The sequence below is a fragment of the Rahnella sp. RFA10(1/100) genome, assembly GCF_004195115.1.
GTDB lineage: Bacteria > Pseudomonadota > Gammaproteobacteria > Enterobacterales > Enterobacteriaceae > Rahnella > Rahnella perminowiae.
Map to the genome: position 1 here is coordinate 247,172 of NZ_SEWR01000006.1, position 26,971 is coordinate 274,142.

The 26,971-nt window shown below is 52.9% G+C and carries 20 protein-coding genes; 13 read left to right on the top strand and 7 right to left on the bottom strand.

What is annotated here, in order from left to right; translation table 11 throughout:
- Positions 1-300 precede the first annotated feature (300 nt).
- Positions 301-1,236 carry an AraC family transcriptional regulator gene (locus tag ETV65_RS18405; protein WP_129954632.1) on the top strand — a complete coding sequence of 312 codons (936 nt, stop codon included), beginning with the start codon at positions 301-303 and terminating at the stop codon, positions 1,234-1,236.
- A 9-nt stretch (positions 1,237-1,245) separates the two neighbouring features.
- Here ETV65_RS18405 and ETV65_RS18410 read toward each other — a convergent pair whose 3' ends face one another.
- The 5 genes from ETV65_RS18410 to ETV65_RS18430 all read right to left on the bottom strand — a co-directional run bounded on the left by ETV65_RS18410 (position 1,246) and on the right by ETV65_RS18430 (position 6,342).
- Positions 1,246-1,905: a DedA family protein gene (locus tag ETV65_RS18410; RefSeq protein ID WP_129954533.1), complete on the bottom strand. Its 660-nt coding sequence runs from the start codon at positions 1,903-1,905 to the stop codon at positions 1,246-1,248.
- Positions 1,906-2,118: 213 nt separating this feature from the next.
- Positions 2,119-3,312, bottom strand: coding sequence for a cystathionine beta-lyase (gene metC, locus ETV65_RS18415; RefSeq protein WP_129954535.1), 1,194 nt, complete (start codon positions 3,310-3,312; stop codon positions 2,119-2,121).
- 178 nt (positions 3,313-3,490) lie between these two features.
- Positions 3,491-4,783: a TRAP transporter large permease gene (locus tag ETV65_RS18420; RefSeq protein ID WP_129954537.1), complete on the bottom strand. Its 1,293-nt coding sequence runs from the start codon at positions 4,781-4,783 to the stop codon at positions 3,491-3,493.
- Between the two features lie 12 nt (positions 4,784-4,795).
- Positions 4,796-5,308 carry a TRAP transporter small permease gene (locus ETV65_RS18425; protein ID WP_129954539.1) on the bottom strand — a complete coding sequence of 171 codons (513 nt, stop codon included), beginning with the start codon at positions 5,306-5,308 and terminating at the stop codon, positions 4,796-4,798.
- 56 nt (positions 5,309-5,364) lie between these two features.
- A complete protein-coding gene (locus ETV65_RS18430; RefSeq protein WP_129954541.1) occupies positions 5,365-6,342 on the bottom strand; it encodes a TRAP transporter substrate-binding protein in 978 nt (325 codons plus the stop codon).
- 522 nt (positions 6,343-6,864) lie between these two features.
- On the opposite strand from ETV65_RS18430, the gene exbB reads away from it, so the two are divergent.
- Together exbB and exbD are read left to right on the top strand one after the other, a co-directional pair.
- Positions 6,865-7,791 carry a tol-pal system-associated acyl-CoA thioesterase gene (exbB, locus tag ETV65_RS18435; protein WP_235174233.1) on the top strand — a complete coding sequence of 309 codons (927 nt, stop codon included), beginning with the start codon at positions 6,865-6,867 and terminating at the stop codon, positions 7,789-7,791.
- 9 nt (positions 7,792-7,800) lie between these two features.
- Entirely contained in the window at positions 7,801-8,235 is a 435-nt protein-coding gene (gene exbD, locus ETV65_RS18440) for a TonB system transport protein ExbD (protein ID WP_129954545.1), read from the top strand.
- A 71-nt stretch (positions 8,236-8,306) separates the two neighbouring features.
- Here the strand turns inward: exbD and garD are convergent, their stop codons facing one another.
- Positions 8,307-9,878, bottom strand: a complete 1,572-nt coding sequence (gene garD, locus ETV65_RS18445; RefSeq protein ID WP_129954547.1) for a galactarate dehydratase — start codon at positions 9,876-9,878, stop codon at positions 8,307-8,309.
- Between the two features lie 550 nt (positions 9,879-10,428).
- Between garD and ETV65_RS18450 the strand changes: the two genes are divergently transcribed.
- The 5 genes from ETV65_RS18450 (at position 10,429) to ETV65_RS18470 (ending at position 16,213) form a co-directional block, all read left to right on the top strand.
- Positions 10,429-11,775, top strand: coding sequence for an MFS transporter (locus ETV65_RS18450; RefSeq protein ID WP_129954549.1), 1,347 nt, complete (start codon positions 10,429-10,431; stop codon positions 11,773-11,775).
- A gap of 62 nt (positions 11,776-11,837) precedes the next feature.
- Positions 11,838-12,608, top strand: coding sequence for a 2-dehydro-3-deoxyglucarate aldolase (garL, locus tag ETV65_RS18455; RefSeq protein ID WP_129954551.1), 771 nt, complete (start codon positions 11,838-11,840; stop codon positions 12,606-12,608).
- Positions 12,609-12,618: 10 nt separating this feature from the next.
- Positions 12,619-13,530, top strand: a complete 912-nt coding sequence (gene garR, locus ETV65_RS18460; protein ID WP_255466764.1) for a 2-hydroxy-3-oxopropionate reductase — start codon at positions 12,619-12,621, stop codon at positions 13,528-13,530.
- Between the two features lie 118 nt (positions 13,531-13,648).
- Positions 13,649-14,788: a glycerate kinase gene (locus tag ETV65_RS18465; protein ID WP_129954555.1), complete on the top strand. Its 1,140-nt coding sequence runs from the start codon at positions 13,649-13,651 to the stop codon at positions 14,786-14,788.
- Between the two features lie 117 nt (positions 14,789-14,905).
- A complete protein-coding gene (locus ETV65_RS18470; protein ID WP_129954557.1) occupies positions 14,906-16,213 on the top strand; it encodes an amino acid deaminase in 1,308 nt (435 codons plus the stop codon).
- 65 nt (positions 16,214-16,278) lie between these two features.
- On the opposite strand, the gene barA is transcribed toward ETV65_RS18470, so the two are convergent.
- The gene (barA, locus tag ETV65_RS18475; protein WP_129954559.1) at positions 16,279-19,029 is read right to left on the bottom strand and encodes a two-component sensor histidine kinase BarA; all 2,751 of its coding nucleotides are present in this window, start codon (positions 19,027-19,029) and stop codon (positions 16,279-16,281) included.
- A 63-nt stretch (positions 19,030-19,092) separates the two neighbouring features.
- Between barA and rlmD the strand changes: the two genes are divergently transcribed.
- The 5 genes from rlmD (at position 19,093) to eno (ending at position 26,955) form a co-directional block, all read left to right on the top strand.
- On the top strand, positions 19,093-20,463 hold the full coding sequence (rlmD, locus tag ETV65_RS18480) for a 23S rRNA (uracil(1939)-C(5))-methyltransferase RlmD (RefSeq protein ID WP_129954561.1): 1,371 nt from the start codon (positions 19,093-19,095) through the stop codon (positions 20,461-20,463).
- Positions 20,464-20,472: 9 nt separating this feature from the next.
- Positions 20,473-22,710 carry a GTP diphosphokinase gene (gene relA / locus ETV65_RS18485; RefSeq protein ID WP_129954563.1) on the top strand — a complete coding sequence of 746 codons (2,238 nt, stop codon included), beginning with the start codon at positions 20,473-20,475 and terminating at the stop codon, positions 22,708-22,710.
- A 76-nt stretch (positions 22,711-22,786) separates the two neighbouring features.
- Positions 22,787-23,590, top strand: a complete 804-nt coding sequence (gene mazG / locus ETV65_RS18490) for a nucleoside triphosphate pyrophosphohydrolase (protein ID WP_129954565.1) — start codon at positions 22,787-22,789, stop codon at positions 23,588-23,590.
- A 347-nt stretch (positions 23,591-23,937) separates the two neighbouring features.
- Positions 23,938-25,575 carry a CTP synthase (glutamine hydrolyzing) gene (gene pyrG / locus ETV65_RS18495; protein WP_013573994.1) on the top strand — a complete coding sequence of 546 codons (1,638 nt, stop codon included), beginning with the start codon at positions 23,938-23,940 and terminating at the stop codon, positions 25,573-25,575.
- Between the two features lie 75 nt (positions 25,576-25,650).
- Positions 25,651-26,955, top strand: coding sequence for a phosphopyruvate hydratase (eno, locus tag ETV65_RS18500; protein WP_129954567.1), 1,305 nt, complete (start codon positions 25,651-25,653; stop codon positions 26,953-26,955).
- The last annotated feature ends 16 nt before the right edge of the window (positions 26,956-26,971 follow it).

A 26,971-nucleotide genomic window follows, 5' to 3' on the forward strand; every position in this document is an offset into this window, starting at 1 on the left:
CTCCGAAGTCTCGGGTTAGATGAATAGTGAATTGAAATAAGAAGTTATCAGAAAAAAGAGCCGGTGACCGAAGGTCGCTCACAATCAGCGAATGAAAAGTGCGTTCATACAGACTAGCAGTTCATCGCATTTATGCAGGGGTATCCCGCTGTGGAAGGCGACATTAACTGTAAGAGAAAATTGGCGGCAGCAAGATGCCCATTTCTGCCGGAGTCTTGCCTGATTCTGCTTGTCTCTGTAGGAAATTAGGGTGTTATGGCAGAATCACTGCCAGTTTATTGAATATGGGGAAGCAGAATGATGGAAAACGTGAACAGTCTGTGCGCCCGCATGGCAGCCAGAGTTGCGCAACTCAGCGGTGATAAAAACCTGACGCCGTCGGCAGTACCGCAGGTAACGCTGATGTACACCACGCGTTACCATCCGCGTCAGCCGGTTCTCTATAATCCTGGTATCGTGATCCTTTTTCAGGGGCGGAAAGTCGGATATCTGGGCAAGAAAACCTTTTCTTACGACCCGCACAATTATCTGATGCTGACCGTACCGCTGCCTTTCGAATGTGAAACCTTCAGCAGTCCCGGGGAGCCGCTGGCCGGTATTCAGATCAGTATTGATAACCTGATGTTGCAGGATTTACTGATGGATATGGGCGACGAAAGCGTGGTGCGTCAGAAAGAGCCTTCCACCGGTATCAATTCCGGCGTACTGGATGGCGATATTTTATGTGCCACAGAGCGACTGCTGGATGTAATGGATAAGCCGTTGCATGCCCGCATTCTCGGGCCAAAGATTATTCGCGAGATCCTGTTCTTTATTCTGACCAGTGAGAATGGCGGGGCGTTACAGGCGCTGGTTAACCGCCACACACATTTCAGCCAGATAGCCAAATCCCTGCGCCGGATAGAAGCGCAGTACGCCGATAATCTGAGTGTGGAAGCGCTGGCCAGCGAAGTGAACATGAGTGTTTCTGCGTTTCACCATAACTTCAAAGCCGTGACCAGCACCTCGCCGTTGCAGTACCTGAAAACCTATCGTTTGCACCGGGCGCGGACGCTGATGATTTTTGATGGCGTGAAAGCCAGCGTAGCGGCATTACAGGTCGGGTATGAAAGCGCCTCACAATTCAGTCGTGAATTTAAGCGTTACTTTGGCGTCACGCCGAGTGATGAGATGGCGCGTCTGCGTGAAGGGAGTTCCGGAGTGCTGGCGTTAGCGGATGTGGCGTTTAAAGCCTGAGCAGTACGCTCAGGCACGACATTTGCGTTTCTTCCATACAACCACCAGCCCACCAACCAGCCCCATCACCAGCAACAGAAGCGGTAAAATCATCAATCCCGCCATGACCTGATCTTCATGGCGTTTGACCAGCGGAATGTGGCTCAGCGCGAACCCGAGAGTGATCACCACACCGACCCACAGAATGGCGCTCAGCCAGTTAAAGAACTGGAAGCGGGCATTGTTCAGTCCGGAGATGCCCGCCATGGTAGGCAGCAGGGTGCGGACAAACGCCAGAAAACGGCCAACCAGCAGTGCCATCAGCCCGTGTTGAGTAAACATATGATGTGCGCGCTGATGATAGTGCGCAGGAAGTTGCAGCAGCCAGCCTTTCACCAGGCGGGTATGACCGAGCCAGCGCCCCTGAATATAGCTCAGCCAGCAGCCCAGACTGGCAGCGGTGACCAGAATAATCAGGGTCGGCACGAAGCTCATGACACCTTTGGCAATCAGCGCGCCGGTCAGCAGCAGCAGGCTGTCACCGGGCAGGAAAGAGGCGGGAAGCAGCCCGTTTTCAAGAAAAAGCGTGGCGAACAGAACAGCGTAAATCACCCAGAGAAGTTTCGGGTCGGCGAGCATACTGAAATCATGCTGCCAGAGCGCATGAAAAATGTCGCAAATAACGGCCATATTCTGTCCTGTTTCTGTTCATTAAAAACTGTCGCTTACCAGTGTATCGCGATTTACGCCAGAAGACGTTGATCTGAGGCTCCTGGGAAAAAGACAGAATGCCCCGGCAGAGGTGACCGGGACTCCTGAGAGCTTACAGATTATTCTCATTTTGCGAACGAAAATACGTCAGACACCTTACCGATCTGCGCGGTGTGTCGCAATCTCTGCGGATCAGGATGTCGCAATCCGTTCAAAGGCTGTTGAAAGATCGGCGATCAGGTCGTCACAATTTTCCAGCCCGATATGCAACCGTACCAGCGTACCGGTGAAATCGACGGTTTCTGCCGGGCGTATCGCCTGGATTTCTTCCGGCTGGTTGGCTAAAACCAACGATTCAAACCCACCCCAGGAATAGGCCATACTGAAATGCTCGAAGTGATCGAGATAATCGGAAAGTTGCTGTTTGCTCAGGCGCTGTTTCAGTACAAAAGAGAACAGGCCACAGCTGCCGGTGAAATCACGTTTCCAGAATTCATGGCCTTTGCTGCCGGGTAATGCGGGATGATTAACTACCGCCACTTCGGGCCGTTCTGCCAGCCATTGCGCAATGCGGATACTGCTTTCTGCATGTTGTTTAAGCCGCACACTCAGGGTGCGCAAACCGCGACTCGCGACGTAAGCGGTATCAGCATCCGCCATCTGCCCCATCAGATACGACTGCTCCCGCAGTTGCTCCCAGCAGCGTGCGTTCGATACAGCGGTGCCGATCATGGCATCAGAATGACCGACGATATATTTGGTGCCTGCCTGAATTGAAATATCGATATCGAATTCCAGCGCTTTAAACAAAATACCTGCCGCCCAGGTATTGTCGATCATGATGACAACCTCCGGGTTCACTGCCCGCACGGCTTTCACCATTGCCGGAATATCGGGGACTTCCAGGGTGATTGAGCCTGGTGATTCCAGAAATACTACTTTAGTGTCGGGCTGCATCAGCGAACCTAACCCCGCGCCGATATTGGCTGGAAAATAGGTCGTGGATACGCCAAGTTTTTTCAGTACTTTTTCACAGAAATCCTGGGTGGGTTCGTAAGCCGAACCCGCAACCAGAATGTGGTCGCCGCTGCTGACAAATGAAAGTACCGCGTTACTGACTGCCGCTGCGCCACACGGATACAGCGCACAACCCTCGCCCCCTTCCAGTTCCACCATCGCTTCCTGGAAGGAGAAATGCGTCAGGGTGCCCCGGCGTCCGTAAAACAACTCGCCATTGGCGCGGTTAGCAGTGGCATGTTTTTTATCCGCCACGGTTTCAAACACCAGTGATGAGGCGCGTTGTATCACGGCATTCACTGAACCCTGTGTAAATTTCTTGTTCCGTCCGGCGCTGACCAGTGTGGTTTCAATTTTTTTTGACGACATAATCCGTATTTCACCCTGTTTTGTTGCGCGGTGTGCTCTGGCATCCGCGGATATGCAATTAACTTAACATGATGAATTTATGGGGTCAGGCTTTTGGCAGATGGATGAGAAAATTTCAGCCAACTGTGCAAAAAAAAAGCCCGTCATGACGACGGGCAAGGGAGAAACCGGTTTGGCGTCAGCCGGTATAGACGCCAAACAGTTTGGGCAGGAACAGAGAAATAGTGGGGATGTACGTCACCAGCATCAGCACCATAAACAGCATGCAATAGAACGGCATCATGGCTTTGACGACATGCTCAATGCTTTGCTTGCTCACCGCGCTGGCGACAAACAATACCGAGCCGACCGGCGGGGTGATCAGGCCAATGCCCAGGTTCACCAGCATGATCATGCCAAAATGCACCGGGTCGATGCCGAGCGATAACACCACAGGTAACAGCACCGGCGTCAGGATCAGAATGATCGGTGCCATGTCCATCAGCGTGCCGATCACCAGCAGCATGATATTGATCCACATGAGGATCACGTACTTGTTGTCGGAGATCGAAGTGAAGAATTCGGTGATGCGCATCGGCAATTGCATGTAGGTCATGACCGCGCCAAAGCTGGCAGCAAACCCTATCAGGATCATCACGATACTGACGGTTTTCACCGTGCGATACAGCAGCTTGGGCAGCTCATTCCATTTGTAATCGCGATAGATAAACATGGTGACGAAGAACGACCACAAACACGCAATCGCTGCGGATTCCGTCGCGGTAAATATTCCGCTGAGAATACCGCCCATGATGATGACTACGGTCATCAGCCCCCACAGCGTGTCGATAAAAATCTTCAGCGCCTGGCGGAACGGCACACGTTCGCCTTTCGGATAGCCGCGCTTGTGCGCGAACATTACGCACATCACCATCAGCGTCAGGCTGAGCAGTAAACCGGGCAGAATACCGGCAATGAACAGCGCGGCAATCGACACCGTACCGCCGGTCGCCAGCGAGTAAATCACCGAGTTATGGCTGGGTGGCGTCAGGATCGCCTGTACCGAGCCGCTGGCAGTGACGGCCGCCGCAAAGTCACGCGGATAGCCCTTTTTTTCCATTTCCGGGATCATCACCGATCCGATCGAGGCAGTATCGGCCACTGAGGAACCAGAGATCGCACCGAAAAATGTCGAGGCCACGATATTCACCAGCGACAGCCCGCCGCGGATAAACCCGACAAAGATGTAGGCAAAACTGACCAGCCTGCGGGCGATCCCTCCCTCGGCCATGATCGCGCCCGCCAGAATGAAAAACGGGATCGCCAGCAGGGAAAATTTGTTCACGCCGTTGGTGAGCTGGATCATCAGGGCTTCAAACGGCAGGTCAATCCACCAGGCACCGACCAGTGCGCTCAGACCGACGGCGTAGGCGACCGGCACGCCAATCGCCAGCATTACCGCCAGCGTTAACAACAAGATTATCGCGTCCATAACAGGCTCCGGTCAGGCGTCAGAATTGCCCAGTATCACTACAGGCCGCTGATGTTGCGGGCCGGCAATGATCTGCTCAATGATGAATAACAGCGTCAGCGCAGAACCGAGAGGCAGAGGCAGATAGGTTTGCCCGGCAGTCAGCAACGGAAATTCCGCCACCGGCTGCTGCCAGAGTTCGCTGCATAATTGCAGGCTGTACCAGAAAATAAATACGCTGATCGCCAGCATCATCAGATCAGAAAGCAATGCGGCAAATTTTTTCAGCACGGGCGGCAGCCGGTCAGTGACCATGGCGACGACAATGTGCGAACCGGCACGGTAACTGACGGCGGCACCAATAAACGTGAAGGTCACCATGCACATAATCGCGATCGGTTCCGGCCACGACAGGGCGTTGTTCATGACGTAGCGGGCAAAGATCCCAATGGGGATCACCGCTACCATCAGCAGCAAAGCGATACCCGCCAGCCACATCGCGCAGCGGTAAAGAATGTCCATCAGGGTGTGATAACTCGAAACCATAAATCCCCCGGTGAATGATCAGAAAGAGGCAGTCCGCAGACTGCCAGTGTCAGGGTTTACTTCACGTCAGCGATTTGCTGCATCAGATCCTGATGATCTTTACCGAATTCATCGCGCACGGATTGTGTGGCTTTGACGTAGGTTGCAGGGTCAATTTCATAGAATTTCACGCCGCCTGCTTTCATGGTGGCGAGGGCTTTCTCGTTATAGGTTTTCCACAGTTCGCGTTGTTCATCCTGCGCCTCTTTTGCCAGTTTGAGGATTAACTGCTGGTCTTCCGGTTTCAGCTTGTCCCATTTCACTTTTGAATACAGGAACAGTTCAGGGATGATGAAATGGCGGCTGTAGGTGTAGTTTTTCACAACCGGCAGGTAATTATGGGCGACAAAAGTGGGCGGGTTGTTTTCAGTGCCGTCGATGACGCCGGTCTGCATACCGCTGAACACTTCACTGACACCCATCGCCACCGGATTTGCGCCCATCGCTTTCAGCGTTGCCAGTGCAATAGGGCTGCCCTGTACGCGGATTTTCATGCCATGCAAATCTTCCGGTTTCACCACCGGTTGTTTGGTGATCAGGTTACGTGTTCCGCCATCCATCCATCCAAGAAAGACCAGCCGTGAATTCGGGTTGTTAGTGATCTTATCGCCGATCTCTTTACCGATCTGACCGTCGAGTACTTTATGCATATGATTTTCGTCGCGGAAAATGTAGGGCAGGGTGAAAACATTAATTTCCGGCAAAATCGAGGCAACCGGTGTCATTGACACACGGATAATATCCAGCGCACCAAGCTGTGCCTGTTCAATTTCCTGCTTTTCATCACCCAGTACGCCACCCGGGAACGTTTTAATCTCGAGGCGTCCGTCCGTTTGCTTTTGCAGTTTTTCGCCCATGTGCTGGACAGCGACTACGTTGGGATAGCCTTGCGGATGTACATCAGCGGCTTTGAGCGTTTGTGCTGCCACGCCATGGGTAAATAAGAGGGTCGCGGAACTCAGGCAAAGGCTGAGAAGTGCTTTTTGCATTTTCATCAGTTTGTCTCCAGGGTACTCAGTAAGGGAAAGATAAATGAGAGCAAGCGTCGAACACGGTGTACCCGGGGGGTGCAACCTGTCCATGTTAAAAATGACTAAATAAGCTTGTAAATTAAAAGGATACATAGGGTGCCGGTGTGTGGTCTTCCCCAGTAGAAGCACATTACCTTATTTTTTGTTGCGCGGTATTTGAGCGTTATCACAAACTTATAACAAATATAAAAAGCCGTTGCTTAATATTTAAAACGTTGTTTTGACTTGGTTAATAAGCGTCAGATGATTGATTAATGGTGTAATTCTTCCGGAAAATGTGACGGAGATTAAATTGTTCATCCTTTGTGCAAAAAGGAAAAACCTTGTGATCAGTCAATGACACGCAGGTCGCCAGGCGGGATAATGTAAATAATAATGAGAACGACTATCAATTAGGTGTTTTTTTTTGATATCATCCGACGTTATTCATTCTTTCTACATACTGATTCTGGCTGGAGGCGACGCGTGAAAACGGCTCGCAATAAGATGAAAGAGGCGACCTCATTACTGATGTCGTTAATGTTGGTTGCTGGCCTGAGTGGCAACGCGATGGCGGCACCGGCGACGCCGGCTGGACAAGCCGTCAGTTCTGCTGCAACTCAACCTGCAACGGCGGATACCCCAGCACCGGCAACCCGTGACGCAACGGCGGCTCCGGTGATGCAACCCGCACCAACGGATACCGCACCTGTCATTCCAACCGATTTGTCTGTTATGGGCATGTACCATCATGCTGATGTGGTGGTGAAAACCGTCATGATCGGTCTGTTGCTGGCTTCTGTGGTCACCTGGGCGTTGTTATTCAGCAAGGGGGCAGACGTCTTCACCGGCAAACGCCGTATGCGCCGTGAATTTGACGCGTTGTCTTCTGTTCGTACGCTGGATGAAGCTGCCGAGCAGGCTGAAAGTTTTGCCGCCAGCAGCATCAGCGCGCAGATGATCCGTGATGCCCAAAACGAGCTTGAACTCTCTGCAGGATCAACTGACAACAACGGTATTAAGGAGCGGACGGGTTTCCGCCTTGAGCGCCGCGTCAGCGCTGCCGGCCGCCACATGGGCCGTGGCAATGGTATTCTGGCGACCATCGGGGCAATCTCTCCGTTCGTCGGCCTGTTCGGTACTGTATGGGGCATCATGAACAGTTTCATCGGTATCGCACAGACGCAGACCACCAATCTGGCGGTCGTGGCACCGGGTATTGCCGAAGCCTTACTGGCGACGGCTGTGGGCCTGATTGCGGCCATCCCTGCGGTGGTGATCTACAATATTTTCGCCCGTACTATCACCTCTTATCGTCATCAGGTCGGCGATGTGGCGGCGCAGATAATCCTGTTACAGGGCCGTGATTTGGATCTGGCTGCCAGCAAAAGCAATACGCCACGCGGTCAGACAGGTCAGTTACGTGTAGGGTAAGAACAGATTATGGCTATTCGGTTAAACGATGATATCGACGAAAGTGGTGAAATGCATGACATCAACGTCACGCCTTTTATCGACGTCATGCTGGTATTGCTGATCATTTTCATGGTGGCAGCGCCGCTGGCTACCGTAGATGTGCGGGTAGATTTACCGGCTTCGACGGCAAAACAACAGCCGCGTCCGGAGAAACCGATTTTCCTGTCGGTAAAAGCTGATAAGCAACTGTTTCTCGGTGATACACCGGTCAACAGCAGTAATCTGACCGCCATGCTGGATGAGCGTACTCAGGGCAATAAACAGAGTACGATTTTCTTCCGTGCGGATAAGAGTGTGGATTACGAAACGCTGATGAGTGTGATGGATAACCTGCGTAAAGCCGGTTATCTGAAAGTCGGGCTGGTCGGTGCAGAACAAGCCGGTGCCGCAGCGGCGCAGTAGGTTTTTCTTCAGTGCAGAAACATCAAAAGGCCAGCATTTGCTGGCCTTTGGTTTATCGGAGGATCGGTGACTCAGGTCACGGGGGCGGGGTTAAACACCGCCAGTGCATTGTGGATGCCCCAGGTATCTGACCAGGTTTTCTTGCGCCCGCTGGCGATGTCCAGAATGAAATGGAACAGTTCCCAGCCCACATCCTCAATAGTGGCATCACCCGTTGCGATTGTCCCGGCGTTGATGTCCATCAGGTCATGCCAGCGGTTTGCCAGTGTGGTGCGTGTGGCCATTTTAATCACAGGCACGGCGAGCAGACCGTATGGCGTACCGCGTCCGGTAGTGAATACCTGAACGGTAATCCCCGAAGCCAACTGCTGGGTTCCGCAGACAAAATCACTGGCAGGTGTGGCGGCGTAAATCAGGCCTTTTTTGGTCGGACGCTGTCCGGGTGACAACACTTCAGAAATCGCACTGGTACCGGATTTAGCAATGGAGCCCAGCGCTTTTTCAACCACATTAGCCAGCCCCCCTTTTTTGTTGCCCGGAGACGGATTAGCGCTGCGGTCAGTCTGGCCCATCGACAAATAATTATCGTACCAGGCCATTTCTTCCAGCAGACGCTTACCCACGTCGACGTCCGCAGCGCGAGGCGTCAGCAAATGGATGGCGTCGCGTACTTCTGTCACTTCCGAGAACATCACCGTTGCGCCGCAGCGCACCAGAAGGTCTGATGCATAACCTACCGCCGGGTTGGCGGTTACGCCTGAGAAAGCATCACTGCCGCCACACTGCGTGCCCACCACCAGATCTGAAGCCGGGCAGGTTTCGCGCTGACGGCGGTTCAGACGTTCCAGATGAAATTGTGCGACGGTCAGGATATCGTCCACCATCGACTGGAAACCGACATGCTGTTCATCCTGCAAACGGACGATATGCGTGTCGTCGAGGGAAATCGCCTGCACGTCCGGGGTACCTTCCAGCAGGCGCTCGGGTTGCAGCTTTTCACAGCCCAGACCGACCACCATCACTTCGCCGCCAAAGTTCGGGTTCAGCGCCAGATTGTGGATAGTGCGGATCGGCACCACCGCCGCGGGGGCGTTAATTGCCACGCCGCAACCGTAGAGATGGTTCAGCGCCACGACGCCATCGACATTGGGGAATTTCGGCAGTAAATCACGCTCGATGATTTTGACCACGTAATCCACCACGCCCGCCACACAATGCACGCTGGTGGTTATACCGAGCAGGTTTTTGGTGCCGACGCTGCCGTCGGCATTACGGTAACCTTCAAAGGTATAACCTTCCAGCGGTGGCAGTTCCGGCGGTACACGGGTGGCCAGCGGCAGGCTGTCGAGTTCAGGCGCGACCGGTAATTCAACCAGTGATTCGTCGATCCATCCGCCCTGCGCAATATCCCGTACTGCATAACCAATGACTTCTCCGTAACGGATAATATCGCCGCCTTTGGCAATCGGCTCTAGTGCCACTTTATGGCCTTGCGGAATATGCTCAATTAATTCCAGACCATTAGCAAATCGGGTGCCGGCCTTTAAGCCGTTGTCATTCACAATAATTGCTACGTTATCGCTTTCATGAACTTTAATAAAAAGCGCTTCGGTAGCGTGTTCTTTATCTTTATTACGTGACATAACTGTCTCCGCGTTTATTAAACATCCCGGAATAATATATCCCGGTTAATTCTCTGAAGTTGACGCTCAATAAGACTCTTGTAAACATACTCGGGTAATACAGGATATGGAATCCATTATAAGGCAGTCTTCAGGGAACCTCATTGTGCAACTGACCAGCTTTTTGCCTGTTGGATGTCATTCTGTGTGGCAGGTGACAGAATCAATGTGATGCTAATCACCCTTTTGTTGGCGCGGTTATCGCCTTTGCACAATCTGTGAGTCTCCTCCCACACCGATGTGTGTATGCAAAAGAATAGTCACAATCAGCGGGGGTATTCTTGGGCGAATGCACAATGTTATTTTGGAACCTCTTTTTTATACTGTATTGGCCCTCTGAAGGTGATGTTGAAAGTAATACAGGTAAATGTCAGGCGATCATAAATAAAACGTTTGTTGCCTGTTTCGAATGAAGAAACTGTACGGCGAATAACCACAGGTGAATGCAAAACGTTATTTCGATAACGGTAATTTCCCTGAAATTTTTCGCATTATGATAATGAGGGTCACCATGAACATTGAATCTCAGTCCAGGACAGTCGTGCAAAGTAAGGTACGTACGCACATACGTTACTATATTTTGCTGATTATCTTTTTAATCACGGCGGTCAATTACGCTGACCGCGCAACGCTTTCTATCGCGGGTACTGAGGTCGCGCGTGAGCTGGGTCTGGATGCTGCCGACATGGGACAAATCTTTGCAGCATTCGGCTGGGCTTACCTGATTATGCAATTACCCGGCGGCTGGCTGCTGGACAGATTTGGCTCCAAAAGAGTGTATACCTACAGTTTGTTCTTCTGGTCGCTGTTCACCCTGTTTCAGGGGTTTGTGGGCTGGTTTCCGCTGGCTTACGGTGCACTGACACTGTTCATGCTGCGCTTCATGCTCGGCTTTTCAGAAGCGCCGTCTTTTCCGGCAAATGCCCGTATCGTGGCAGCCTGGTTTCCGACCACTGAACGCGGCACGGCTTCCGCAATTTTTAACTCCGCCCAGTATTTCTCCCTGGCACTGTTCTCACCGTTGCTGGGCTGGCTGACCTACGCCTGGGGCTGGGAACATGTTTTCATCGTCATGGGTGTGATTGGTTTTGTGCTGACACTGGTGTGGATCACATTCATTCACAACCCGCCGGAACATCCGCATATTTCTAAAAGCGAGCTGGAGTATCTGAAAGACGGCGGTGCGGTGGTGGACATCGACCACAAGAAAACCGGCAGCGCGAAAAGTGGTCCGAAATGGAGTTACGTTCGTCAGATGCTGAGCAGCCGCATGATGCTCGGGATCTTCTTCGGTCAGTACTTCATTAACAGCATTACGTGGTTCTTCCTGACCTGGTTCCCGATTTATCTGGTTCAGGAAAAGGGTATGTCTATTCTTAAAGTCGGGATGATTGCCGCCATCCCTGCGCTGTGTGGTTTTGCGGGCGGTGTGCTGGGTGGCGTGTTCTCGGATTTTCTGATCAGACGTGGTTACTCGCTGACCGTGGCCCGTAAAATTCCTATCGTACTGGGCATGTTATTAGCCACCAGCATCATCTTGTGCAATTACACCGACAATAATGCGCTGGTCGTTACCCTGATGGCGCTGGCCTTCTTCGGTAAAGGCTTCGGGGCGCTCGGCTGGCCGGTGATTGCCGATACCGCACCGAAAGAAGTCATCGGCTTGTGCGGCGGCATTTTCAACGTATTCGGTAATGTCGCCTCTATCGTGACGCCGCTGGTGATCGGCTACATCGTGAAAGGTCTGCACTCTTTCAATATGGCATTAATTTTTGTGGGTTGTTCAGCACTGATGGCAATGCTTTGCTATCTGCTGGTGGTCGGCGATATCAAACGGCTGGAACTTAAGAAACAGTAAATTGTGATGCGGGGCATTCCGGATATCCGGCTCTGCCCCTTTGATGAGGTCAGATATCAGATATGAGTAATCAAATGATTCCAAATCAGTTTCGTCAGGATTTGTTGCAAGGGAAAACCCTGATTGGATGTTGGTCAGCATTATCCAGCCCGATTTCAACCGAGGTGCTGGGTGTGGCGGGTTTTGACTGGCTGTTGCTTGATGGTGAGCATGCACCCAACGATGTCGGTACTTTTGTGCCGCAGCTGATGGCGCTGAAAGGCAGCCGCAGCGCACCGGTGGTCCGTCCGCAATTTAATGATCCGGTGGTGATTAAACGCCTGCTGGACATCGGTTTTTATAATTTTCTGATCCCGTTTGTAGAAACACAGGAACAGGCAGAACTGGCCGTAGCATCAACCCGTTATCCGCCCGCCGGGATCCGTGGCGTTTCCGTTTCACACCGCAGCAATATGTTCGGCACCGTGCCGGATTACTTCACCCGCATCAATGACAACATTGCGGTGATGGTGCAAATCGAAAGCCAGCAAGGCGTCGACAATCTGGATGCCATTGCTGCTGTTGATGGCATCGACGGCATTTTCGTCGGCCCGAGTGATCTGGCCGCCGGCATGGGACATCTTGGCAACGCCGGGCACCCGGACGTGCAGGCCGCTATCCGTCACATTTTTGCGCGTGCAAAAGCGCATGGCAAACCCAGCGGTATTCTGGCTCCGGTTGAAGCCGATGCCCGCCGTTATCTGGAATGGGGCGCGACCTTTGTGGCGGTCGGCAGTGATTTAGGCGTTTTCCGCGCAGGTACACAGGCGCTGTGCGATCGCTTCACCCAGTGATCTGCTCTCAATACATCATTATAAAGAGGATACCCGAATGAAAATTGGCTTTATTGGTTTAGGCATCATGGGCAAGCCTATGAGCAAAAATCTGCTGAAAGCAGGTTATGAGCTGGTCGTCATGGACCGCAATCTGGATAACGTAAGTGAAATCGTAAAACTCGGCGCAACGGCCGCCGACACGCCAAAAGCGGTTGCTGCCGTTTCCGATGTGATTATCACCATGTTGCCAAACTCACCGCAGGTGAGAGAAGTGGCGCTGGGTGAAAACGGTCTGATTGAGGGTGTGCGTCCGGGTAGCATTCTCATCGACATGAGTTCAATCGCCCCGCTGGCAAGCCGTGAAATCAGTGAAGCACTGGCCGCTAAACACATCGCGATGCTGGATGCTCCGGTCTCAGGCGGAGAACCTAAAGCCATCGACGGTACGCTGTCCGTAATGGTCGGCGGCGACAAAGCGGTGTTCGATAAATGCTATGAAATCATGAAGTCTATGGCCGGTTCCGTTGTGCATACCGGGGATATCGGGGCGGGCAACGTGACCAAACTGGCGAACCAGGTGATCGTGGCGCTGAACATTGCTGCGATGTCAGAAGCGCTGGTGCTGGCAACCAAAGCGGGCGTCGATCCGGATCTGGTTTTCCAGGCTATCCGTGGTGGTCTGGCGGGCAGTACCGTGCTGGAAGCGAAAGCGCCGATGGTGATGGATCGCAACTTCAAACCGGGCTTCCGTATTGATTTACACATCAAAGATTTAGCAAACGCACTTGATACCTCCCACAGCGTCGGCGCACAACTGCCTCTGACCTCGCTGGTCATGGAAATGATGCAGGCTCTGAAAGCGGATGGTCACGGGCAATCTGACCATAGCGCCATTGCGCGCTATTATGAAACCTTAGCGAAGGTTGAAGTTACCCGTTAGTCTGCGGCGGACGCGCGGCGCTAATGAACACGGTGGCGCGCGACCCTTCAGGCAGGATGCAAAACTGACAGGGCGCTTTCCCACATCGGCGCACGCAGTTTATGAAGGTAATGACTTTATGAAAATAGTGATCGCACCGGATTCATACAAAGAAAGTTTGTCAGCTTTGGATGTGGCAAAAGCCATTGAGAGCGGGTTCCGTGAAATTTTTCCCGACGCGGAGTACGTCAAGTTACCGGTTGCCGATGGCGGCGAAGGCACGGTGGAAGCGATGGTTGCAGCCACCGGCGGACGGGTGGTGAAGGTGAATGTGACCGGACCACTGGGCACGCCGCTGGAAGCATTCTTCGGGCTTTCAGGTGATGAGAAAATCGCTTTCATCGAGATGGCGGCGGCCAGCGGGCTGGAAAGTGTTCCCCCTGCGCAACGCAATCCGCTGAAAACCACGTCGTACGGCACAGGTGAACTGATCCATTCTGCCCTTGGCCACGGCGTAAAACACTGCATTATCGGGATCGGGGGCAGTGCCACCAATGATGGCGGAGCAGGCATGATGCAGGCACTGGGCGCGAAGCTGCTGACCAAAGAGGGCAAGCCGATTGGCCAGGGCGGCGGCGAGCTGGAAAAACTCCATCGCATTGATATCAGCGGGCTGGATCCGAGAATTAAAACATGCCGCTTCGAAGTGGCCTGCGACGTCACGAATCCGCTGACCGGTAAGGATGGCGCTTCTGCCATCTTCGGGCCGCAAAAAGGCGCGACACCGGAGATGATCCAACAGCTTGACGGCTATCTGCACCATTACGCCCGGGTGATCAAACAAGATCTGGGTATTGACGTTGAGTATGTTCCCGGAGCCGGTGCGGCCGGAGGCATGGGTGCTGCACTTTACGGGTTCTGTCATGCTGAGCTGCGCCAGGGTATTGAGATTGTCACCGACGCGCTGGGGCTGGATGAACTGGTGAAAGACGCCACGCTGGTGATCACCGGCGAAGGGCGGATTGACAGCCAGAGCATCAACGGCAAAGTGCCGATCGGTGTGGCGCGGGTGGCTAAACGTTACAATAAACCGGTGATTGGCATCGCCGGCAGTCTGACAAAAGATGTTGATATTGTTTATGACCATGGGCTGGATGCTGTTTTCAGCGTGCTCTACAGCATTTGTACGCTTGATGATGCCCTGAAAAACGCCGCAGACAACCTGCGTAAATCTGCACGAAATATTGCCGCGACGGTTAAGCTATCGCAAAAGCTTTAACCGACAGCTGTCAGGATAAAAAACCGGTGTTCAGGCTCCGCCTGCGCCGGTTTTTGTATTTTATTTGCAGCAGTTTTACGTTAGGTTTTAAAGACATTCGCCAATGAGAAAACACGTATGTCAGAGACTGATTTTTCACAGCAGCCGGTTAATACACACACGAAAGGTCTGGGGCCGTTGCGCGCCGGTGCACGTATGGGCGATATCCGTGAACAGGGCTGGAATATCCTGCGTGAAGATGTCAGCCTGCCGGTGGCCGTACTGCTCGAAGAACGAATCGAACACAACCTTGCCTGGATGCGTGAGTTTATCCAGCGCTATCAGTTGAAACTGGCACCTCATGGCAAAACGACCATGAGCCCTGAACTGTATCAGATGCAGCTGGAATTCGGCGCTTGGGGTATTACGCTGGCGACACCTCCCCAGGTCAGCGCGGCGTTTGCTCACGGCGTGCGTAAAATCATTATGGCGAATCAGCTGGTGGGGAAAGGCAACATGGCGATAATCGCCGGTCTGATGCGTGCAGACACTGCCTTTGATTTTACCTGTATTGTGGATTCGGCCGAAAATGCCGACGCGCTCGGGCATTACTTCTCCAGCAGGCAGTTGAAACTGCGGGTGATGTTTGAATACGGTATCGCGGGCGGGCGTACCGGTATCCGGACAGAACAGCAGGAAGCCGACGTGCTGGCGGCGGTAAAACGCTGGCCGCAATCGCTGGCGCTGGTGGGCGTCGAGCTTTATGAAGGCGTGAGCAATGATGAAGCGGTGATCCGCGGCTTCCTGCGTCACGTGATGGCGCGCACCGAAGCGCTGGCAGAGGCCGGAGAATTTGCCGAGCCACGGGTTATTTTAACCGGCGCAGGTTCTGCCTGGTTTGATGTGGTGGCGGAGGAACTGACACGAAAAGAAACGCATCTGGATGCTGAAAAACGCTACACGCTGGATATTATTCTTCGCTCAGGCTGTTATGTGACGCACGATGTTGGCGCGTATCAGGCCGCGCTGGAACGCATGCAAACCAGCAATCCTGTCGCGCGTGAAATGAACAGCAGCTTACAGCCGGCGTTGCAGGTCTGGGCGGCCGTGCAGTCTTTGCCGGAACCGGGCAGGGCGATTATCGCGCTCGGCAAACGTGATGCCGGTTATGACGCCGGATACCCGAAAGCCGCCGGACATTTTCGTCCGCGTAGTGCCACGCAGGCAGGATACACCACGGTAGTGCCGGCACCTGACGACTGGAAAGTGTTCGCGATGATGGATCAGCATGCGTTTATGTCGATCCCGGAAGGGGCAGATTTGAAAGTCGGCGATATGCTGGTGTTTGATATCTGCCATCCGTGCCTGACTTTTGACAAATGGCGTCATCTGCTGCTGGTGAACGAACAGTGGGATGTCACGGGCGCGGTAACGACCTGGTTCTGAGGAACATCATCTGACAGTCTGTAAAAACGCCCGGGCCGGGCGTTAATCTTGTTACTGTCGTATTGCTACCGGGGTAAATAGGCCACTGCCGCACGCTTGACGTTGTCAATTTCATCAAGCAGTTCAAACCATTCCGGTTCGAGTATTTCCACGCTGACACCCTGACGCAGCTGTTGTTCAATGTAGAAACACAGTTGCTTAAGGCGCGGCACACCGCTGTAGCTGCAACTGCCATGAAGCTTATGGATCAGCGCCAGAATATCGTTGTCCGGTTCGCCGCGGGTGACGGCTTCCACCCGTTCTGCCACCTGGGGCAGGAATTCCACCAACATTTGCAACAAATCCTGAGCCAGCGCAACTTTATTGGCTGACTGACTCAGCGCCAGTTGCCAGTCGAGCGTGCTGATCGGCGCGAGTGACTCGCTGGCCTGTAACGGTGAATCCAGTTGTGTCTGATGCTGATGGTGGCGTGACAGGACATTTTTCAGCATGCTTTCATCAATGGGTTTAGACAGATAATCGTCCATGCCCAGTTTCAGTAACTGTTCACGTTCGCCGCTCAGCGAGTGCGCAGTGACTGCCACGACCGGTGTGTTGGTATGTCTTGCCATCTGGTGGATGATTTCGCTGGCACGGATGCCGTCGATATCCGGCATCTGAATATCCATCAGAATAATGTCGAGATCGGTATGACGGGCAACCTCGATGGCTTCTTCACCACTGTGGCAAAGCACGGTGGTTTCCACCAGTTCTTCCAGCAAGGCGCCAATCAGTTTAAGGTTTGCCGGATTGTCATCCACCGCCATGGCGGTCAGCGGCAGGCGCGAGGTCTTGTCTTCGTCATTGCCGATCACCCTGACGGAAGGCTGCTGTTGGTGCAGCAACAACGGCAGCAGGCGGATGCTCGACATCGGTTTAATCAGACAGGCCTGAACGCCACGTCTTTTCAATTCTTCGGCATTCACCTGGAACTGACTCGGCAACGCCAGCAGAAGATGCTGTGTCATGCCCAGCACTTTCTGTAATTTACCGTCGTAGTCTGCGGGAACCTGATCCTGTTTGACCGGAATGCTGCACAACATGATGTCATACCACGGATCAGGGAGCGCAGTCAGCGTGGTGCGATGCGTAACGTCCAGGGGGGTGGCCTGCAGGATTTCCATCGTGGCTTTCGCCGCCGCCGGGTTGGCTTCAACATAGGCCAGACGTTTGCCTTCAAGATGACTCATGGAGACCGGCGTGATATGACGGTTTTCATTCAGCTCAAGTGTCACATGGAACCAGAAGGTCGAACCGCGGTTTATCTGGCTATAGAAACTGATGTCTCCGCCCATTTCTTTCACCAGACGCTGGGTGATCACCAGCCCTAATCCGGTGCCGCCATGCCGGCGCGAAATGCTGGCATCTGCCTGACGGAAAGCCTGGAACAGTTGTGACTGCTGACGTTCGGAAATCCCGATGCCGGTGTCGTGGATTTGCACTTCCAGTTCCACCTGCAAATTGTTCTGCGAACGCAGTTCGACATTAATGTCGATGTTGCCGGTTTCGGTAAATTTAATGGCATTTCCCAGCAAGTTAGTCACAACTTGCTGCATGCGCATCGGATCGCCCAGCACGTTTTCCGGCACGTTGTTGTGGACGTTCAGCGTCAGTTCCAGACCTTTATCATGCGCGGTATGCGCCAGCAAAATAACCACTTCATCGAGCATTTCACGCAGCGAGAACGGAATATGTTCCAGCACCAGTTTGCCGGCTTCCAGCTTGGAGAAATCCAGCACGTCATTAATGATGGTTAGCAGATGATTCGCGGAACGCTCAATGGTTTGCAGATAGTCTGCCTGTGTTGGCGAAAGCGGTGTTTTCAGTGTCTGGCGGGTAAAACCGATCACGCCATTAAGCGGTGTACGCAACTCGTGGGACATGTTCGCCAGGAATTCAGATTTGATACGCGCCGCTTCCTGTGCGCGTTTCTTCGCCAGATCCAACTCGACGTTCTGTATTTCCATCTGCTCCAGCGTTTCGCGCAGGTCTGACGTAGCCTGATCGATATTCTGTTGTACTTCTTCATGATAGGCCGTCAGTGACATCGCCATCGAGTTAATGCCGTTTTTCAGCATACTCAGTTCGCCCGGCATGTTGCCTTCCACGCGGCTGTCGAGTTGCCCACGGCGGATACGGTCAACGGTATTCACCATATTACGGATCGGCCCTGTCACGTCGCGCATCAGGCGGTAAGCGAACAGCGTGGCGATACCCAGACACAGCAACAACAGCATGGTGGAAACGAACGCTTCCTGATATTGCGCCAGTTTTACCGAACGTAAATCCAGTTCAATAGCAATGTAACCCAGACGGTTGTCCGGCGAGGCGCTGAACGTCTCATCATCGGCTTCTGTATGATTTTCGGCCTGAATAGGCGTGCGCAGGATCAGTACATCGCCTGAGCGGGTTTTCGTCAGCTCACGGGGAATGTCTTCGACGCGTTTTACCTGCAACGGACTGCCGTCATGCTGGCTGGTCGAACTGGCAAACAGTTTGTTCGCGCCATCAAATACACTGATGCTGCGTACAATATCAGAATGATTGCGGTGCAGGCGGCTGATCAGCCGTTTGACCGGTTCGCGTTCCCGGAACGTCATGCCATATTCGCTTGCGACCGCCAGAGGCTCGATAATGCTGGCTCCGGCTTCTGTCAGCTGGTTTTGCAACTCGTTGTAGCGGTGCACCACGAAGAAGGTGCTGAGCAGCAAACCGATCATTAAGGTCGGTGCCAGGATCAGGATCATCATCCGTGCGCGAAGGCTATATTTGGTCATGAGGTTCCAATGTGGGAGAATTAGCTAAAGTAAGCTTAATAAACCAGCGTGTAATCGACAATAATGGCTCAATTCTACTCTCCGAACCGTCGTGTGACGACCCGGCAAACGATAACTGTGACCGCTACCGACCTTGATGCTTTCGGGCAAGGTGTGGCGCGTCACAATGGCAAAGCCGTATTTGTCAGTGGCTTACTGCCCGGTGAACAGGCAGACGTCACTTTAACAGAAGATAAAAGTAAGTACGCCAAAGGTAAGCTGAAGCGTTTGCTGACCACCAGCGATGATCGGGTAAAACCGGTGTGTCCGCACTATGCTACCTGTGGCGGATGTCAGCAACAGCATGCCAGCGAAGCGCTGCAACAGCGCAGTAAATCGGCGGCGTTATTACGTCTGATTTCACGGGAAACCGGTATTGAGGCACAACCGCAACCGGTGATTGCGGGCCCGCAATACGGTTATCGCCGCCGTGCGCGTCTCGGATTGCAAATCGCGGGCGTTAAGCCCGGGCGTAAAGCGGGTCCGGCAAATGGCACGCTGATAATGGGGTTTCGTCAGGAAGGCTCAAACGATCTGGTGGCGGTGACCCGTTGTCCGGTGCTGCGGCCTGAACTGGAGCAACTGCTGATACCGGTGCAGGCATGTTTGTCGTCATTATCGGCGGCGAAGCGTCTCGGACATCTGGAAATGGTGCTGGCGGATAACGGCCCGCTGCTGGTGCTGCGTCATCTTGATCCGCTCAGTGAGGCCGATCGCGCGCGCCTGACGACGTTTGCGGTGCAACATCAGTTAACGATTTTTCTGGCCCCTGACAGTGAGAGGCTGGAGCTTTTGTGCGGGGAGACACCTTATTATCAGATTGAGGGTCTGGATCTGAAATTTGGCCCGCGCGATTTTATTCAGGTAAATGACGCCGTTAACCAGCAAATGGTGGCGCAGGCCCTGGCGTGGCTGGAACTGACGCCGGAAGATCGCGTGCTGGATTTGTTCTGCGGGATGGGGAATTTCACCCTTCCGCTGGCAAAAAGAGCTAAGCAGGTTGTCGGCGTCGAAGGTGTTGCTACACTGGTGGCGAATGGGCAAGATAATGCCCGGAATAATGGATTACTTAATGCGTCCTTCTTTCATGAGAATCTGGAAGATGATGTCAGTAAACAACCCTGGGCGGCACAAGGTTTCAATAAAATCTTGCTGGATCCTGCCCGTGGTGGCGCTGCTGGCGTCATGACGCATATCGTTAAGCTTGCCCCGGCGCGTGTGGTGTATGTGTCATGCAATCCCACAACATTGGCGCGGGACAGTAAAATTTTGTTGGAGGCGGGTTATCGCTTGGCTCAGGTGCGTATGCTGGATATGTTCCCGCACACCGGGCATCTTGAATCGATGGCTCTGTTTATCAACCCGTCTGACACAGGTGTTGTGTCAGAAACGTAGGGAGAGGGTATGGTTGCGGTAAGAAGTGCACATCTGAATACGGCTGGCGAGTTCGCGCTCGACGACTGGATCAGCAGTTTAGGACTGTCCAGCCAGCAATCATGTGAGCGTTTAGCCGAAACCTGGCGCTACTGCGAGCAACAAACGCAGGGCCATCCTGACGCCTCGTTGCTGCTGTGGCGCGGTCTGGAGATGGTTGAAATCCTCTCGACCCTCAGTATGGATAACGACAGTATGCGCGCGGCGCTTCTGTTCCCGCTGGTTGATGACGGCATCATCGACGAAGATACTCTGACTCAACAGTTCGGCAAGGGCATTACTGATCTGGTACACGGCGTACGTGACATGGACGCCATCCGCCAGCTGAAAGCCACGCAAAACGACTCTATGGCCTCCGAGCAGGTGGATAATGTCCGCCGCATGCTGCTGGCGATGGTGGAAGATTTCCGCTGCGTGGTGCTGAAACTGGCTGAGCGTATCGCCCATCTGCGCGAAGTGAAAGATGCACCGGAAGAAGAGCGCGTACTGGCGGCCAAAGAATGTACCAATATTTATGCGCCCCTGGCCAACCGTCTGGGTATCGGTCAGCTAAAGTGGGAGCTGGAAGACTTTTGCTTCCGTTATCTGCACCCTGACGAATACAAGCGTATTGCCAAACTGCTGCACGAGCGTCGTATTGATCGTGAGCAGTATATCGACGATTTTGTGTCGACCGTTAAAAACGCGATGGCCGAAGAGGGCATTAAAGTCGATGTTTACGGACGCCCCAAGCATATCTACAGCATCTGGCGCAAGATGCAGAAAAAATCCCTGTCCTTTGACGAACTCTTCGACGTGCGCGCCGTGCGTATCGTGGTGGAGCGCTTACAGGATTGCTATGCCGCGTTAGGGATTGTACACACCCATTTCCGCCATCTGCCGGATGAGTTCGACGATTACGTCGCCAACCCGAAACCGAACGGTTATCAGTCGATTCACACCGTGGTGTTAGGGCCGCGCGGGAAAACGCTGGAAGTGCAGATCCGCACCCGTCAGATGCATGAAGATGCTGAACTGGGCGTCGCGGCGCACTGGAAATACAAAGAAGGCACCGCCGTCGTCGGTGGTCGCAGCGGGGGCTACGAAGGTCGTATTGCCTGGCTGCGTAAACTGATTGCGTGGCAGGAAGAGATGGCCGATTCGGGCGAAATGCTCGATGAAGTGCGCAGCCAGGTCTTCGACGACCGTGTGTACGTGTTTACGCCAAAAGGCGACGTCATCGATCTGCCGATGGGTTCCACGCCGCTCGACTTCGCCTACCACATCCACAGCGATGTCGGTCACCGGTGTATCGGGGCGAAAATTGGCGGCCGCATCGTGCCGTTTACCTATCAGTTGCAAATGGGCGATCAGATTGAAATCATCACCCAGAAGCATGCGAACCCAAGCCGTGACTGGCTGAATCCGAGCCTCGGTTACGTTACGACCAGCCGCGGACGTTCGAAAATTCAAAACTGGTTCCGTAAACAGGATCGCGATAAGAATATTATTGCCGGTAAGCAAATCCTCGATGACGAACTGGACCGGCTGGATATCAGCATCAAAGATGCCGAGAAACTGCTGCTGCCACGCTATAACGTTAACTCGCTCGATGAAGTGTTGGCGGCGATCGGGAACGGCGATATCCGCCTGAATCAGATGGTCAATTTCCTGCAATCGCAGCTGAAAAAGCCGAGTGCGGAAGAACTGGACAAAGAAGCGCTGCGCCAGCTGACGCAGAAAACCACGCCGCCACCGACCCGCAGCAAAGACAATGGCCGCGTGGTGGTTGAAGGTGTGGGCAATCTGATGCACCACATTGCACGCTGCTGCCAGCCGATACCGGGCGACGAAATCGTGGGTTACATTACTCAGGGACGCGGAATTTCAATCCACCGTGCCGATTGTGATCAACTGGAAGATTTACGCTCAAATGCCCCGGAACGCGTGGTTGATGCAGTGTGGGGCGAAAGCTATTCCAGCGGGTATTCACTGGTCGTGCGTGTCGTCGCCAATGACCGCAGCGGTTTGCTGCGCGATATCACCACCATTCTGGCCAATGAAAAAGTGAATGTTCTCGGCGTGGCCAGCCGCAGCGATACCCGTCAGCAACTGGCAACTATCGATATGGATATCGAGATCTACAACCCGCAGGTTCTGGGGCGTGTGATTGCCAAACTGAACCAGTTGCCGGATGTGATTGAAGCCAAACGACTTCATGGCAGTTGATTACCTGCTTCTAAGGCCCGTTCGACGGGCCTTTTCTTTTTTGCTTCTGACAACCTTTTAAAAACGGACAGATCTTATGACCGAATCTTCTTTGCAACGCCTGCTCACCATTATGAAAACCCTGCGCGACCCGCAAGCGGGTTGTCCATGGGATAAAGAGCAAACTTTCGAGACGATCGCCCCGTACACGCTGGAAGAAACCTACGAAGTGCTGGATGCCATTGCCCGCAAAGATTACGACGATGTGCGCGACGAACTGGGCGATTTACTGTTTCAGGTGGTGTTTTACGCACAGATGGGCAGTGAACAGGGGTTGTTTGAATTTGACGATATCTGCAATGCCATTTCAGATAAATTAGAGCGCCGTCATCCGCAAATTTTTGGGCAGGAAGCAGCCTGGTCGAAAGACGCCAGCAGCAAAGACGTACTGGTCAAATGGGAGGCGCGCAAGGCGCAGGAGCGGGCGGAGAAATCCCTGCATTCAGCGCTCGATGATATTCCTTCCGCCCTCCCTGCGCTGATGAAAGCGCACAAAATCCAGAAGCGCTGTTCGAATGTCGGCTTCGACTGGACGACGCTCGGACCGGTTCTCGACAAAGTGTACGAAGAAATCGATGAAGTGATGTTCGAAGCGCGTCAGGTGGTGATTGATGAAGAAAAGCTCGGCGAGGAAATCGGGGATTTGCTGTTTGCGACCGTTAATCTCTCACGCCATTTAGGTCATAAAGCGGAAGATGCATTGCAGGCGGCCAACCGCAAGTTTGAGCGCCGTTTCAGGCAGGTCGAGGAAATTATCCGTGAAAAAGGCTTAAACATGGAGGAGGCGACGCTTGAACAGATGGAAGCCGCCTGGCAACAGGTGAAAAAGCGGGAAGGCTGAGTTCCACAAGGGACTTTGATCGGAAACAATATCTGCACAAGCTGAAACGGTTAAGCTCAGTACTCTGGACGGCTTAACCGGCTGATCTGCGGCAGTAAAGTCCAACAAATTGAAATCTAAGATGTTTTAGCATGTCATGCGAGCAACACAGCACTTTTAATAAGGTAACTGGTTGTTTTTGAAAGAATGAAAGAACAGGGCCGGCAGGGTTAACCCTGGTGAACGGACGGTAAGGAAAACGATGATGGACAGCAAAACGTTTATTTGTGGCGCACACAAGGTTCCGGTATACTGTTTTCCCGTCTTGGTTACTCCATCATCTTTAAACCTAACCTCTCAGGTTCAGCATGACAACTAATTATATTTTTGTGACCGGCGGGGTCGTATCCTCTCTGGGTAAAGGCATTGCCGCAGCCTCTCTGGCGGCTATTCTCGAAGCCCGTGGCCTCAACGTGACCATCATGAAACTGGACCCGTATATCAACGTGGATCCGGGTACGATGAGCCCAACTCAACACGGCGAAGTCTTTGTTACCGAAGATGGCGCTGAAACCGATCTCGATCTGGGTCACTACGAGCGTTTCATCCGTACCAAGATGACTCGCCGCAACAACTTCACCACGGGCCGTATTTATTCTGACGTGCTGCGCAAAGAGCGCCGCGGCGATTATCTCGGCGCAACCATTCAGGTTATCCCGCACATCACCAACAACATCAAAGAACGTATCATTGAAGGTGGCGAAGGCCACGATGTTGTGTTGGTTGAAATTGGCGGTACTGTCGGTGATATCGAATCCCTGCCGTTCCTGGAAGCGATTCGTCAGATGGCGGTTGAAGTCGGCCGTGAGCACACATTGTATATGCACCTGACGCTGGTGCCTTACATGGCCGCTGCCGGTGAAGTGAAAACCAAACCGACTCAGCACTCAGTGAAAGAATTGCTGTCTATTGGTATTCAGCCAGACGTGCTGATCTGCCGCTCTGATCGCGCTGTGCCTGCCAACGAACGTGCAAAAATCGCGTTGTTCTGTAACGTGCCGGAAAAAGCGGTTATTTCTCTTAAAGATGTTGATTCTATTTATAAAATACCGGCGCTCTTGAAATCTCAGGGGCTGGACGATTATATTTGTAAACGTTTCAGCATCAATGCGCCGGAAGCCAACTTGTCCGAATGGGAACAGGTGGTTTACGAAGAGGCCAATCCGGGCGGTGAAGTCACTATCGGTATGGTGGGTAAGTACATTGAGCTGCCAGATGCGTATAAATCTGTGATTGAAGCGCTCAAACACGGCGGCCTGAAAAATCGACTGACCGTGAATATCAAACTTATTGATTCACAAGATGTCGAAACCCGTGGCGTCGAAGTGCTGAAAGGTCTGGATGCTATCCTTATCCCGGGTGGCTTTGGTTACCGTGGTGTTGAAGGAAAAGTAGCCACAGCGCGTTATGCACGTGAAAATAACATTCCTTATCTGGGCATTTGTCTGGGTATGCAGGTTGCACTGATTGAATTCGCCCGTAATGTCGCGGGTATGGAGAATGCCAACTCTACCGAATTTGTGCCAGACTGTAAGTTCCCGGTGGTTGCTCTCATCACCGAATGGCGCGATGAAGAAGGTAACGTTGAAGTGCGTTCCGAAGACAGTGATTTAGGCGGTACCATGCGTGTAGGTGGGCAGCAATGTCACCTGAACGACGGTAGCCTGGTTCGTGAGATGTACGGCGAGCCGACAATAGTTGAACGCCATCGTCACCGTTACGAAGTGAACAATATGCTGCTGAAACAAATCGAAGCCGCAGGTTTACGCGTAGCCGGTCGCTCTGGCGATAAGCAACTGGTGGAAATCATTGAGCTGCCGAATCATCCATGGTTTGTCGCTTGCCAGTTCCATCCAGAATTTACGTCAACGCCGCGTGATGGTCATCCGTTGTTTGCAGGCTTTGTGAAGGCTGCCGGTGAGTATCAGAAGCGTCAGGTAAAATAAAATACCGGGGAAACGACGTGTCTCAGGCACGTCGTTTAACTGAAGCTTTAGTTAACTTGTACTGAGGAAATCCTAATGTCCAAAATCGTTAAAGTCATCGGTCGTGAAATCATCGACTCCCGTGGTAACCCGACCGTAGAAGCTGAAGTTCATCTGGAAGGCGGTTTTGTTGGTCTGGCTGCTGCGCCATCTGGTGCTTCTACCGGTTCCCGCGAAGCGCTGGAACTGCGTGACGGTGACAAATCCCGTTTCCTGGGCAAAGGCGTACTGAAAGCCGTTGCTGCTGTAAACGGTCCTATCGCTCAGGCTGTAACCGGTAAAGACGCTAAAGACCAGGCTAACATCGACAAGATCATGATTGATCTGGACGGTACCGAGAATAAATCTAAGTTCGGTGCTAACGCGATTCTGGCTGTTTCCCTGGCTGCTGCTAAAGCTGCTGCTGCTTCTAAAGGTCTGCCACTGTACGCACACATTGCAGAACTGAACGGCACTCCGGGCAAATATTCTATGCCACTGCCTATGATGAACATCATCAATGGCGGCGAACACGCTGACAACAACGTTGATATTCAAGAGTTCATGATCCAGCCTGTTGGCGCCAAAACGCTGAAAGAAGCTATCCGCATGGGTTCAGAAGTGTTCCACACTCTGGCTAAAGTGCTGAAATCTAAAGGCATGGGTACTGCTGTAGGTGACGAAGGTGGCTATGCGCCAAACCTGGGTTCTAACGCCGAAGCTCTGGCTGTTATCGCTGAAGCGGTAAAACAAGCAGGTTACGAGCTGGGTAAAGACGTGACTCTGGCAATGGACTGTGCGGCATCTGAATTCTACAAAGACGGTAAATACGTTCTGGCCGGCGAAGGCAACAAAGCTTTCACCTCTGAAGAATTCACTCACTTCCTGGAAGAGCTGACCAAACAGTATCCAATCGTGTCTATCGAAGACGGTCTGGACGAATCTGACTGGGATGGTTTCGCTTACCAGACTAAAGTTCTGGGCGACAAAATCCAGCTGGTGGGCGACGATTTGTTCGTAACCAACACCAAGATCCTGAAAGAAGGTATCGATAAAGGCATCGCTAACTCCATCCTGATCAAATTCAACCAGATCGGTTCTCTGACCGAAACTCTGGCTGCGATCAAAATGGCGAAAGACGCTGGCTACACTGCCGTTATCTCTCACCGTTCAGGCGAAACTGAAGATGCTACCATCGCCGATCTCGCGGTGGGTACTGCTGCAGGCCAGATCAAAACCGGTTCTATGAGCCGTTCTGACCGTGTTGCTAAATACAACCAGCTGATCCGTATCGAAGAAGCGCTGGCGGCTGCGGGTACTCCTGCTCCGTTCAACGGTCTGAAAGAAGTGAAAGGTCAGTAATTACTGCGCCTGTAAC

Coding starts and splice junctions, on each gene's coding strand:
- ETV65_RS18405 (WP_129954632.1), top strand. CDS start 301: ATGGAAAACGTGAACAGTCTGTGCGCCCGCATGGCAGCCAGAGTTGCG.
- ETV65_RS18410 (WP_129954533.1), bottom strand. CDS start 1,905: ATGGCCGTTATTTGCGACATTTTTCATGCGCTCTGGCAGCATGATTTC.
- metC (WP_129954535.1), bottom strand. CDS start 3,312: ATGTCGTCAAAAAAAATTGAAACCACACTGGTCAGCGCCGGACGGAAC.
- ETV65_RS18420 (WP_129954537.1), bottom strand. CDS start 4,783: ATGGACGCGATAATCTTGTTGTTAACGCTGGCGGTAATGCTGGCGATT.
- ETV65_RS18425 (WP_129954539.1), bottom strand. CDS start 5,308: ATGGTTTCGAGTTATCACACCCTGATGGACATTCTTTACCGCTGCGCG.
- ETV65_RS18430 (WP_129954541.1), bottom strand. CDS start 6,342: ATGAAAATGCAAAAAGCACTTCTCAGCCTTTGCCTGAGTTCCGCGACC.
- exbB (WP_235174233.1), top strand. CDS start 6,865: ATGAAAGAGGCGACCTCATTACTGATGTCGTTAATGTTGGTTGCTGGC.
- exbD (WP_129954545.1), top strand. CDS start 7,801: ATGGCTATTCGGTTAAACGATGATATCGACGAAAGTGGTGAAATGCAT.
- garD (WP_129954547.1), bottom strand. CDS start 9,878: ATGTCACGTAATAAAGATAAAGAACACGCTACCGAAGCGCTTTTTATT.
- ETV65_RS18450 (WP_129954549.1), top strand. CDS start 10,429: ATGAACATTGAATCTCAGTCCAGGACAGTCGTGCAAAGTAAGGTACGT.
- garL (WP_129954551.1), top strand. CDS start 11,838: ATGAGTAATCAAATGATTCCAAATCAGTTTCGTCAGGATTTGTTGCAA.
- ETV65_RS18465 (WP_129954555.1), top strand. CDS start 13,649: ATGAAAATAGTGATCGCACCGGATTCATACAAAGAAAGTTTGTCAGCT.
- ETV65_RS18470 (WP_129954557.1), top strand. CDS start 14,906: ATGTCAGAGACTGATTTTTCACAGCAGCCGGTTAATACACACACGAAA.
- barA (WP_129954559.1), bottom strand. CDS start 19,029: ATGACCAAATATAGCCTTCGCGCACGGATGATGATCCTGATCCTGGCA.
- rlmD (WP_129954561.1), top strand. CDS start 19,093: ATGGCTCAATTCTACTCTCCGAACCGTCGTGTGACGACCCGGCAAACG.
- relA (WP_129954563.1), top strand. CDS start 20,473: ATGGTTGCGGTAAGAAGTGCACATCTGAATACGGCTGGCGAGTTCGCG.
- mazG (WP_129954565.1), top strand. CDS start 22,787: ATGACCGAATCTTCTTTGCAACGCCTGCTCACCATTATGAAAACCCTG.
- pyrG (WP_013573994.1), top strand. CDS start 23,938: ATGACAACTAATTATATTTTTGTGACCGGCGGGGTCGTATCCTCTCTG.
- eno (WP_129954567.1), top strand. CDS start 25,651: ATGTCCAAAATCGTTAAAGTCATCGGTCGTGAAATCATCGACTCCCGT.